The organism is Providencia sp. UF-224, from assembly GCF_058245955.1.
This window is the reverse complement of record NZ_JBSICC010000002.1, coordinates 130849-143466: the sequence shown is the minus strand read 5'-3', so window position 1 is coordinate 143466 and position 12618 is coordinate 130849. Positions and strand designations below refer to the sequence as shown.

Here is a 12618-nt window from a genome sequence, read left to right as displayed (position 1 = left end):
ATTGGCTCCCTTTTGTTTGATAATTCAGATAATTAAGCTTGTTTATGCTGCACTGATGGTGACACCACTTTGTCACAGACAATCGCGACGACCAAAACAACAAGTGTTGGCAATACCCAAACTAAATCTTGTTTATACAATGGCATCGCCGTCATCCACTCTGGGATATAGACCTTCAAATGATCGGACGCTTTCACCGCGCCGATTAAGCCTACGACAAAGCTGACTAGCATTGTTGGCGCAATTACCACTGTTGGATTTTTCCACCATTTCAATGTAAAGCTCATTAATATCAAGACAATACAAGGTGGATAAATTGAAACCAACACAGGTAATGAGAAGGCGATTAACTTACTTAAACCTAAGTTTGAGATGATCATGGAGAAAACCCCTAAGATCAGCACAAGCTTACGGTAAGAAATCGGCACATAGCGGCTAAAGAATTCAGCGCAAGCACAAGTCAACCCAACAGCAGTCACCATACAAGCCACAAAAATCAATACCGCAAGGAAGAAGCTGCCGTAGCCACCAAACGTATACTGAACATAAGTGTGCAGGATATCCGCGCCATCTTCTGGATTCGGGATCAGTGAACCGCTATTTTCACCCAGTTTGAATAAGGATAGATACACCAGCGTCAACAGTACCCCAGCAATTAAGCCAGCCCACATGGTATAGCGAGTGAGTAATGATGAATTTTCGATACCCCGTGAACGCGCTGCATTCACGATAACAATACCAAACACCATCGCCCCAAGGGTATCCATTGTGAGGTAGCCGTTAATAAAGCCATTTGAGAAGGCCATATCGCGGTATTCTACCGTTGATGGAATTGGGTCACCTGCTGGCCACATTACGGCTGCGACGCCTAAAATAGCCAGTGCGAGCATTTTTACAGGCGCCAATATGTGCCCTACGCTATCCAGTAATTTGCCCGGATACAGCGAAATACCTATCACTAGCACAAAATAAACTGCGCTATAGATAAGCAGTAACATGTCAGACTCGCCACCAAATAACGGGGCGATACCCACTTTATACGATACGGTTGCGGTTCTAGGCGTTGCGAATAATGGGCCAACAGATAAGTAAGCGACAACCGCGAGCAGTAAACCCGCGGTTTTCCCCACAGGTGTGCTCAGGGCTTCAATTCCGCCCCCAACTTTCGCTAATGCGATAACGGTTAATACGGGTAGACCTACACCTGTGACTAAAAAGCCAAGTGCGGCGGTCCAAACTTGTTCCCCTGCCTGTAAGCCAACCATCGGAGGGAAAATGATATTTCCTGCCCCGACAAATAACGCAAAGGTCATAAAACCTAATGCGATGATATCTCTTGATGATAAACGATGAGCCATATTATGTTAATTTTTAGTAGCGGAAATAGAAAATTACGGGTATGCACCTAGCAACCCTTTGAAATATATATAGCGAGATAGAATTCTGATAAACATACTGTTAACAATATAAAAAGTATGCTTGCTTGCCGATGACAAAACGAAAAATCAAAAAACAGAAAAAATCGCCAATAACTGACAACAAGTAGAACTTTTATAGGGCAAAAAGGCAATAGCAAACCCGAAAACAAGAGGAAATAACTAAACTAATTTTCAGAACCAGTGATTCATTTCAGTAAAATCACAATACCCGTTATATGATTTGCTTGAAAATTAATCAACTCCTCATTTTATCATTCACTTTTTTTGATAACAGGTAGGATATATTATTTTAAAATTATTAGTTGGTGGGATAATATAAAAAAACAATGCATTAATAGAATTAATTAATCGAAATAGAAGCAGGATCCACTTTATTAATAAATTGATTCTATTAATAAAGTGGAATTTTCTAAGCTTTTTTGAGTTTTTTATCATCAACAATTAGCACTGGCGGCAAGGTAAATGAGAACTCACTCCCTTTCCCCACTTGGCTAGTAACCACCAGCTGGCTGCTATGGTGTTGAACGGCATGTTTTACAATAGCCAACCCAAGCCCTGTACCGCCGCCACCTTGGCGTGAACGCGCTTTATCCACACGATAAAAACGCTCAGTTAAGCGAGGAAGATGTTCCGACGGGATCCCGGGGCCATTATCCTTCACACTAAACCGCGCGCCATTGCTGGTTCTTTGCCAATCAACACAAATTTTTGTGCCTTCTGGCGTATGATTAATGGCGTTATACACTAAGTTCGCCACCGCACTGCGCAATTGCTCTTCATTGCCATGCACCCGCAGTGATTCATCGATGTTAAACTCAAATTGCTGGCGACCGTGGCTTAAACTTAACGCCTCTTGCTCAATCATTTTGAGGATCACGGGAATATTTACTTGCTCATCAAGGTTGATTTGCGGGGCAATTTCGATGCGGGATAACTGCAAAAGTTGTTTCACTAAATTATCCATTCGGTGAGCTTGCTCTTGCATCACATTCAGCGCTTTTTTATTGACAGCAGGCATACCTTCTTGGTCATCCATCACCTCAAGATATCCCTGAATAACGGTAAGTGGCGTGCGTAGTTCATGACTCACATTGGCAAAAAAATCTCTACGCGCTTTCTCCAACCGACGTTTTTCAGTGACATCTCGCGCCACCATCAATAATTGCCCTTCCGTATAAGGCAAAATACGAAACTCAACAATTTCCCCACTATTAAGTTCAATGGTTAATGCTTGGTCATAACTTTTGATTGAAAAATAGCGGCTAAAATCAGGGTAACGCAATAGATTGAAAATATGTTGGCCGTTATCTTCTGGCCAGCGAAAACCTAACAACGCCTGCGCATGGCGGTTACACCAGAAAATATTGCCCTCCGTGGTCATCATCACGACGGCATCCGGTAAAGATTCAGCCCCACTACGAAAGCGCTTAATCAGTTGCCCTAATTCGCGACGGCGTTTACGGTTACGTTGCTGCATCTGGTAAATGCCGTAAAATATCGGCTCCCAGCCCCCTCGTCCCTCAGGTGGTAACATGCTTTTATCCAACCAAAGCCAATAAGACAATTTCAGCAAGTTATACGCATGCCACACTAAGGCGGCCAGTAAAGAAACCACTAGCAGCCAAGGTAAGTGCCCGATAAAAACGGACAAAATCAGCGCGGGTAAGATAAATAAAAACAGCCCCCAAATCAGCTGTTTAATCGATAAGCGTTCAAGCACGCATGTCTCTCCCTAGTGTGTCGTTAATAACGAACAGAGAAACGGTAACCTGTACCGCGTACTGTTTGCACCATTTTATCATGACCTTCAGTTTCTAGCGCCTTTCTTAAACGCCGAATGTGTACATCCACCGTTCTGTCTTCAACATAAACGTTCGCGCCCCAGACATAATTCAAGAGCTGTTCACGGCTGTAAACACGTTCAGGGTGCGTCATAAAGAAATGCAGAAGTTTATATTCCGTTGGCCCCATATCAATTGGGGTTTCGTTACTGGTTACACGGTGGGAGGTTGGGTCTAAGGTTAACCCATTCATTTCGATGATATCTTCCGTCGACATTGGAGAGATGCGACGGAGAATCGCTTTAACACGAGCAATTAATTCTTTCGGGGAAAACGGCTTAATCAAATAATCATCCGCACCGACCTCTAGGCCTTTCACGCGATCCTCTTCTTCCCCACGAGCCGTTAGCATCATCACTGGGACATCGCGAGTGGCGCTATCACGCTTCATATGTTTAATCACTTGGAGCCCTGACCCACCGGGGATCATCCAATCTAATAACACCAAATCGGGTAGAGGGTCGACTAACTGTGCAATTGCGCTGTCATAATCATCAGCTTCAATCGGCTGGAAACCATTCTGTTCTAATACAAAACAAACCATTTCTCGGATGGGCGCTTCATCTTCAACCACTAGAATGCGTCTTGCCATGATTGTTCCTGTAAATAAGAAGACATTGTTAATGTGAACGCATTATGCGTCACTTTTATGACAGAATTATGAATGTCTATTCGCAAATCAAATATTTCTCCTTATATTAGCGGGTAAATGTCATCTAAGTGAAATAATTCCGCCATAACACGAGAAAAACACGAGGTTTTGGTAGGATAAGGTATACTGGATAGCAGTAATTTATGCCCTTTATCGAAGACAGGAACTGATGGCTCATGCGCATTATTCACACCTCTGACTGGCATCTTGGCCAATACTTTTTTACCAAAAGCCGTGCGCCTGAGCACCAACACTTTTTAAATTGGCTAGTGAACCAAGTCGAAATTCATCAAGTCGATGCCGTCATTGTGGCAGGGGATATTTTCGATACAGGGTCACCGCCAAGCTATGCCCGCGAGTTATATAATAAATTTATTGTAGATTTGCAAAAAACCGGTTGCCAGTTGGTCATTTTGAGTGGAAACCACGATTCCGTCTCTGTCCTGAATGAATCAAGCTCACTATTAAGCTACCTCAATACTCAAGTGGTCACCTCTGGCAGTGAGCCGAATGTTATCACTCTGCACAATAAACAAGCACAACCCATTGGCCTTGTGTGTGCAATTCCTTTTTTACGACCTCGAGATATCCAACTAAGTGTTGCAGGGCAAAGTATTGAAGAAAAACAACTTTCCCTCCAAACTGCCATTCATGACCATTACCAAGCCAGCTACCAACTTGCCCTAGAGCAACGGGCAATGCTCGGCCTGGATATCCCAATTATTGCCACCGGGCATTTAACGGTGATTGGCGCGGAACTCACAGATTCCGTACGCGATATTTATATCGGCACCTTAGAAGCCTTCCCTTCCGGGGCATTTCCCCCTGCGGATTATATTGCGCTTGGTCATATTCATCGCCCTCAAGTCATTGGTGGAAAACAACAGATTCGTTATTGCGGCTCCCCTATTGCCCTCAGTTTTGACGAAACAGCCCAACAAAAAAGTGTCTGTTTAGTTGAATTTACAGGCAGCGAATTAAGCGAAATCACCCCGTTAGCGATCCCTATTTTTCAGCCTTTACATACGTTAAAAGGCTCGTTAAAAGAGATAGAGCAACAACTTAGTGTATGGCAGGACTACCAAGGCGAAAATGCGGTTTGGTTAGATATCGAGGTGGCTTCTCAAGACTATCTCGCGGATATTCAGCAGCGCATCGAAACACTCACGCAAAACCTTCCCGTTGAAGTTGTGTTACTGCGCCGTGCAAGAAAGCAAAAACAAGGGCAAAACCTTGCGTTAGCGAATGAAACCCTGAATGAACTTACTGTAGAAGAGGTTTTCCTACGCCGCCTGAGTGAAGAAACCCTTGAAGACCCTGAACGTGAACAGCGTCTAACCCAACTTTTCCAGCAATCCTATGACGCATTACGCCACGAGAAAGGGTAATTGATATGAAAATCTTAAGCTTACGTCTAAAAAACATTAACTCTCTCAAAGGCGAATGGAAAATCGATTTTACGCAAGAACCGTTTGCCAGTCAGGGGTTATTTGCCATCACCGGTGCGACAGGGGCAGGAAAAACCACCTTATTGGATGCCATTTGCCTCGCGTTATATCACCGTACACCACGGTTAGATTCAATTTCCGCAAGCCAAAATGAATTGATGACCCGCCACACAGGTGACTGTCTTGCTGAAGTGGAATTTGAAGTTAAAGGTACGGCCTATCGCGCATTTTGGAGCCAACGCCGCGCGGGGAATAAACCCGATGGCAATTTGCAATCACCGAAAGCTGAGCTAGCCCAAGTCGCTGATGGTAAAATCATTACCGTTAAGGTCTCTGAAATTCGCGACCAAATTGCCAAAATTACAGGGTTAGATTTCGGCCGTTTTACAAAATCAATTTTGTTATCACAAGGGGATTTTGCGGCCTTTTTAAATGCCTCAGAAAAAGAGCGTGCAGACCTGCTTGAAGAAATTACAGGCACAGAAATTTATAGCCAAATCTCCAAATATATTTTTAATCAGCACAAGCAGGCAAAAACGGATTTAGACCTATTAAAAGCCAGAGCACAGAGCATTAATTTACTCACAGAATCCGAACACCAAGCACTGATAGAGCAACAAAGTACGCTACAAAAACAAGAAACTGAAATAAAACAAAAACGCACGCAACATCAACACGAACTCAATTGGTGGCAGCAGCACCGCCAGCTTACCCAGCGGGTACAATCCCTTGAGAATGAGCTAAAAAATGCCCAGCTTGAATATCAAGCGGCGCAACCTCAACTGAAAAAACTGTCGGATAGCGAACCGGCGGAATCTCTACGCCCGCTTTGGCAAAATATTGAACGCCTACAGCGGCAACTTACTGAATACACAGAAAAACAGCAACAGTTGCAACGCAATCTGGAAAAACAACAGGCTGAGCGAACTCCGCTACAAGCAGCGCTCATTCAATCGCAGGATGATTACCGCAAACACATTGATTTTGTAAAACAACAAAACCAGCTGATTGATGAAACTGTTCGCCCCCTCGATAACCAAATTTTTCAGTTAACGCAGCAGCAACATGAATTAAAACAACAAATAGCAGAAAAACAGGCGGTTTTTGAACAAAAACAGCAATGGGTGAATGAAACACAAAACCAGATCCAGCTGGCTAATCATCAACTTCATCAGTTGAATGTTTTCTTAGAAGAAAAGCAAAAAGATGCACAGATTAGTGCTCAAATAGGGGGCTGGAAGCAGCAAGGGCGCTTTATTTTTGAACTGACAGACAAGCTCAATAGTCTGTCACAAAAACAGAAAAACCACTCAAACACAATTGAGCAACTGCAAGCGGATAAACAACAACGCACAACAGAACTCACACAAACTCGCTCTGCTTTAGAAAAGCACACCCTCGCGTTTAAACAACAAGAACAACAATACAAAGTCAACCAAGAAAAATATGACATTTATGTTGTTAATCAACAAATTGAGCAACTACAAACACGTTTACAGCATGCCAAACTTTTGCCGTTAATTTTGTCTCAATACCTTAGTGCACAAAGCCAATTACAGCAATTCAACCAACAATATACTGATTTGCAACAACAGAGCGCCCAAACACAAAAAGAGCGCGAACTGGCCGAATTTCAGATCAATGAATTGGCGCCACGCACCAAACTCATCAATGAAAAGTTTCAATTAGAACAGAAAATCGTCAGTTTAGAGCAAGAGCGCCAGCAACTTGTTTCAGGGAAACCGTGCCCATTATGCGGTTCAACCGAGCACCCAGCCGTACAGGCATACCAATCCATTCATCTGAGCGAGACACAACAACAACTCATTCAATTAACTGAGCAACTTGATCACCTTAAACAGCAACAGGCAAAACTAACCACGCTATCCGAAACACAACAACTGCGCCAAAAAGAACAAGCACAACAATTACAGCAAGCCACTGCACACCTAGATAGCTTAAATCACAACTGGAAAACAACATGTGAGCAAGCACTTACACCTGAATTAGCACTGAACGAACAGGCCACCACTGCGTTTATCAATGAGCTAACGACAAAGCTCACAGAACAACAAAAAATCATCAATGAATTTACGATATTAGAACGTGATTATCAGCAGGCTAGGCAGTTACAGCATGAAAAACAAACCCATTTAAATCAACAACAAGCAGACCTTTCACTCGTTGAGGAGCGATTAAAATATCAAACTCAATTATTTGATGAATCACAAAAAGAACTGGCTCAATTACAGCAACGCAAAAATGAACAAACTGAGCAACTTCAAACAGCTTTAGCGCCTTTTGAACTAAAATTACCTGAAAGCGAAGACTTTGATAAATGGGTGAGTGACACCACTCAACGTGGTGAGTTTTATAATACTCAAAAAACAACAGCACAAACACTGAGTCAAAAAATCGAGGTATCGAGTGCTTCGCTTAAATCTGAAACTGAACAATTAAACCAACTTAATCAGCAGCTTGAGAAAGAAAAAAAACAGTTTCAACAGGCACATATTACCCTTGAACAAAAAACAACTGAACGCAAAACACTGCTTTCAGGGTTATCAGTCCCTCAATTTATTCAACAGCTTAACACTCAACAAGAGGTGCTTTCGCAAGCTCAAGAACAACTCAGTAAGCAGCTTAATGAAACTGATAAAATGATTGCCTCACTGACTGGTAGCTTGCAAGAAATCATCGAAGCAATTAATAAAGCCACATTCGAACATCAACAAGTGCAAGGTCAATTTAACGATGCTCTGGCACAAAGCCCATTTAGCACGCAAAAAATCTTCCTTGAGGCTCTATTAACCCTCGAAGAAAAACAACAATTAGAGGCATTAAAACAAGGTGTAAGCCAAAAACTATTGCAAAGTGAAACTCGCCATCAAGAAGGCTTACAATCACTCGAAGCCCTCAATCAGCAACGTGCCACAGGCTTCTCATCACTTTCTGAGGCACAATTACATGAAGCCGTCACCGCCCTCGACGAAGAAATCAAACAGCGCAACCAGCAGCAAGGGCAGATTATTAATCGCTTAGATACCGATAAACAACAGCGCTATCAGCAACAAGATTTACTGCAAGAAATAGAAAAAAGCCAACTCAGTTACGATGATTGGAGCTATTTAAACGCCTTAATTGGTTCCGCTGAAGGGGACAAATTCCGCCGCTATGCACAGGGCCTAACCCTAGATTGTTTGGTGACATTAGCCAACCAACAGCTCGATAAACTGCATGGCCGCTATATATTGCAACGTAGTCATCAAGCTAACTTAGAGTTACAAGTTATCGATAGCTGGCAGGCAGATTCTGTCAGGGATATCAAAACGTTATCTGGAGGGGAAAGCTTCCTCGTTAGTTTAGCGTTAGCACTGGCACTTTCTGACATGGTCAGCAACCGCACACAATTAGAATCATTATTTTTAGATGAAGGGTTTGGCACGTTGGATGCCGAAACGCTCGATATTGCCCTTGATGCCCTTGAGAGCCTGAATGCATCAGGAAAAATGATCGGTGTTATCAGTCATGTGGAAGCAATGAAAGAGCGCATCCCAGTGCAAATTAATGTGAAAAAAGCCAATGGGCTAGGTTTTAGCGAACTTCCAACTCAATATCGGCTCAATTAATCAAGGAAATGGAGAGGAATAAACCGCTTCCTCTCCACAACATTAAGTACTTAGATCGCGTCTAATGCGAGTTCTAACGCATGTTTTAGGTCGTTTACATTCTCAATACCAATAGATAAACGCACTAAGTTATCACTGATACCAATTTTCTCACGTACTGCTTGTGCAACGCCTGAATGCGTTGTCGATGCAGGATGACTAGCTAATGATTCCGTCCCCCCCAAGCTCACCGCAAGTTTAAAAATCGCGAGATTATCTAAAAAACGAAACGCATCTTCTTCGTTATTTCCGACATTAATGGAGAAAGTAGAACCCGCACCAGTACACTGTTTTTGATAAACTTGGTATTCCACACTGTCTTTCGGAAAAAATGCAGGGAAATGCACTTTGCTCACTTTTGGGTGCTGGTGTAAAAATTCCGCCAGCGTTTGAGCGCTGTCATTAGCCCGCTCCATCCGTAACTGTAGCGTCTCCAAAGAGCGCCCTAACATCCAACTTGAATGTGGGTCTAATTGCGTTCCAATAGCATTACGTTGTGCTTTAACTTTTTTCACCAATTCATGGCTGCCAGCAACCGCCCCAGCCACTAAGTCTGAATGCCCACCCACGTATTTAGTTAGTGAGTACACACTTAAATCTGCACCTAAAGCGAGTGGTTTTTGAAATACAGGTCCCAGCAACGTATTATCACAAATCAGTAATGGCGCTTCCCCACCTTGTTTTTGCCCAATTTGTTTCGCTGCTTGGCTGAGTAATTCAATATCAACCAATGTATTTAACGGGTTTGACGGCGTTTCAATATAAATCGCCGCAATTTTTTGGCCTTGTTCGACGCTATTTGCCACATCTAAGACGGCCGCTAAATCACAGCCGTTTTGGAAAGGCACTGACGTAATCCCAAATCGCTTTAACGTATTGAGAAACAAGGTTTCTGTTCCGCCATAAAGGGGTTGTGAATGCAGCAATACATCCCCCGGTTGTAACACCGCCATCAAACACGTCGTAATTGCTGACATGCCCGATGAAAATAGGGCTGCGCTTTGCGCCCCCTCGTACAATGCTAGTCTATCCTCAACAATTTCACTGTTTGGATGATTAAACCGAGAATAGACAAGCCCCTGCTTCTGGCCACTTGGCGCTTGTGTGCGCCCACTCACTAAATTAAAGAAGTCTTTTCCTTCCTGAGCCGTTTTAAAGACAAACGTTGATGTCAGAAAAACGGGAGGCTTAATCGACCCCTCTGAAAGCTGTGGGTCATACCCATAACTCATCATCAAGGTTTCAGGCGATAATGCCTTTCCATTTAAGTCCTTTTTATAACTTTGATCTGACATACTTGGCTCCAACTGATTTTCTTTTATCAATATCAATTTATTCTATTCGTTATAGGATATTACTGTTATTTATTATTTGCGCATATTCCGTAGGGTAAAATCTGCGTGTTACCGCTAAATGTGAACGTAAACGGCCTTTAATCACATTTTTTCCTAAGTTAGTAAATAACGGATTGAGAGGATCACTATCTGGCCCTAAAGCTTGCTGCGCTAAATAACTCGGTAAGGTTAATAATGGTACTTCATCGGCAAAAACACTTGGGGTAATGAAATAAGCAATAGAATAACGGGAATCGCTATTTTTCTTTCTCACCACTTGGTGCACGTTTGCACGCAAATATCCGTTCGTCGCTAATTCAAAAACCTCACCAATATTCACCACAAATGCATTTTCCAGTGGCGCGACATCAATCCAGCCATTATCCGTCTCGACTTGCAGACCACCACTGTTGTCTTGCCATAATAGAGTCAAAATACCGGCATCTTTATGAGCGCCAACGCCCTGTTCTCCATCGTTATTATCTTCTCTCGCTGGATAGTGTATAAGTTTCAATAAATGTTGAGCAGGTTCAGCGATAATGTGTTCGAAGCTGTTTTCAGGAAGATCTAAAGCCACTAAAAACGCTTTGATGAGTTTCACGGCAATATCACGCATCTCACTTTGCCATGCAAGCGCTTGGTTTTTCAATTCAGGCAAGGCTTGCGGCCATTGGTTTGGTCCATGTAAGTTAAACCAAATAGGGTCATTATCGGTCAGTTCGAGTGCGGGTAATTCTTCGCCAATATCTATTTGTTCACGGTAATCAGGCTGGTTTCGTGTGCTTTCTTCGGTAGAAGCCGTATAACCACGAAAATGGCGCGAGTGCTCCATAGAAATGGCTTCTTTTTCCGCCTTTGGTAAGGCAAAAAACTGTTTTGTCGTGGTTAATAACTGCTCTCGAGATTCGGGTGTAATGTTATGACCGACTAAATAAAAGAAGCCAATTTCACGAGCAATAAAACGTAGCTTTTTATAAAAGTCATCTCTGGTTTCAGGGTTATCAAGTTCACTTAAATCAATAATAGGCAATTGTGTTAAAGACATAATGAATCAACCTTTTAAATTATTTTTTAGATAGTGAAGAATTTTCACGTTTATATTTAATGCTTGATTAGATACCACAATAAATATTGCTAAAAATAATTTTAAACTATATCGATATAACAATTTCGAATGAGACTACGTGTATTTTCTGTATATAACTAAAAAACTATAGGGTGAATAAAATATTATTTATAAAAAGTCATTTTTGTTTGGTTAGATATCATCAACAAAAAAATATTAGAGATAATCAAATGAAAAAAATACCTGCATTATTATTAGCTTTGTCATTTTCTACGCTAACCGCTTGTTCACAAGAGGAAAGTTCAACAGAGAAATCAAATCAACAAGGGCAAGCATCGCAAAAAATTATTATTGGCAGCCATGGCAGTGATGCCGATATATGGAAGTTTATTGCGCAGTCTCCAAGTGCGAAAGAAGCAAACTTAGATATTGATGTCAAAATCATTGATGACGGGATCACCCTTAATGTGGCAACGATTGATGGGGATGTTGATGTCAATGCATTTCAGTCCTGGGGGTTTTTAAAAGATTTTAATAAAAGTCATAATAATAAATTGGCGGCAATCTCCACCACTTATTTTGAGCCGATGGGCGTTTATTCGGTAAAACATAAAAACCTTGCAGATTTACCGAAGCAAGCCATTGTGGCCATACCTAATGATGCAGCTAACCATATACGTGCCCTAAAATTACTTGAAAAGGCCCAGTTAATTACACTAAAGCCTGACTTTAACCAAGCAACTGGGTCAACCAACGATATTATTGCCAACCCAAAAGATTTGGTCTTTAGGCAAATAAAATATGCACATGGCCCAAGGGCTTTACCCGATGTCGATATCGCTGTTATTGGTAACACCGCGGCGCAAGAAGGTGGACTTAATGTATTAAACGACTCTTTATTTAGAGAGCAAAATGATGATTCCATTAAAAATAATATTAATTTATTAGTCGTAAAAACAGATAATAAAGACGACCCTAAATTTGCAAAATTAGCGCAGTTGTACCACACTGAAACTGTCAGAAAATATATCATTGATAACTTTGGTGGGACTAAAATTGAAATTACCAAAGATGTTAATGAACTCAATTAAGTAAAACTGGTTATCATTCTTGTCTAGCGGGATTACGCCCCCCGCTAGACTCTTTAACCTCTACTCTACGCCTTAATAC

8 protein-coding genes are annotated in these 12618 nt (G+C 42.0%); 3 read left to right on the top strand and 5 right to left on the bottom strand.

The features are described from left to right. Window positions 1-32: 32 nt before the first annotated feature. The 3 genes from brnQ to phoB all read right to left on the bottom strand — a co-directional run bounded on the left by brnQ (window position 33) and on the right by phoB (window position 3872). On the bottom strand, window positions 33-1358 hold the full coding sequence (gene brnQ, locus AC4IFO_RS02895; RefSeq protein ID WP_490731709.1) for a branched-chain amino acid transport system II carrier protein: 1326 nt from the start codon (window positions 1356-1358) through the stop codon (window positions 33-35). 490 nt (window positions 1359-1848) lie between these two features. Beyond that, a complete protein-coding gene (gene phoR, locus AC4IFO_RS02890) occupies window positions 1849-3159 on the bottom strand; it encodes a phosphate regulon sensor histidine kinase PhoR (protein ID WP_490731707.1) in 1311 nt (436 codons plus the stop codon). 23 nt (window positions 3160-3182) lie between these two features. Next, entirely contained in the window at window positions 3183-3872 is a 690-nt protein-coding gene (gene phoB / locus AC4IFO_RS02885) for a phosphate regulon transcriptional regulator PhoB (protein ID WP_219245717.1), read from the bottom strand. Window positions 3873-4108: 236 nt separating this feature from the next. Between phoB and sbcD the strand changes: the two genes are divergently transcribed. Both sbcD and AC4IFO_RS02875 read left to right on the top strand, forming a co-directional pair. Next, a complete protein-coding gene (gene sbcD, locus AC4IFO_RS02880) occupies window positions 4109-5320 on the top strand; it encodes an exonuclease subunit SbcD (protein ID WP_490731704.1) in 1212 nt (403 codons plus the stop codon). A 5-nt stretch (window positions 5321-5325) separates the two neighbouring features. Beyond that, window positions 5326-9009, top strand: a complete 3684-nt coding sequence (locus AC4IFO_RS02875) for an SbcC/MukB-like Walker B domain-containing protein (RefSeq protein WP_490731702.1) — start codon at window positions 5326-5328, stop codon at window positions 9007-9009. A gap of 50 nt (window positions 9010-9059) precedes the next feature. Here AC4IFO_RS02875 and AC4IFO_RS02870 read toward each other — a convergent pair whose 3' ends face one another. After that, complete coding sequence (locus AC4IFO_RS02870) at window positions 9060-10343, bottom strand: cystathionine gamma-synthase family protein (RefSeq protein ID WP_490731700.1); 1284 nt, start codon at window positions 10341-10343, stop codon at window positions 9060-9062. 49 nt (window positions 10344-10392) lie between these two features. Beyond that, complete coding sequence (locus AC4IFO_RS02865) at window positions 10393-11427, bottom strand: isopenicillin N synthase family dioxygenase (protein ID WP_490731698.1); 1035 nt, start codon at window positions 11425-11427, stop codon at window positions 10393-10395. Window positions 11428-11678: 251 nt separating this feature from the next. On the opposite strand from AC4IFO_RS02865, the gene AC4IFO_RS02860 reads away from it, so the two are divergent. Beyond that, on the top strand, window positions 11679-12539 hold the full coding sequence (locus AC4IFO_RS02860; RefSeq protein WP_490731696.1) for a MetQ/NlpA family ABC transporter substrate-binding protein: 861 nt from the start codon (window positions 11679-11681) through the stop codon (window positions 12537-12539). The last annotated feature ends 79 nt before the right edge of the window (window positions 12540-12618 follow it).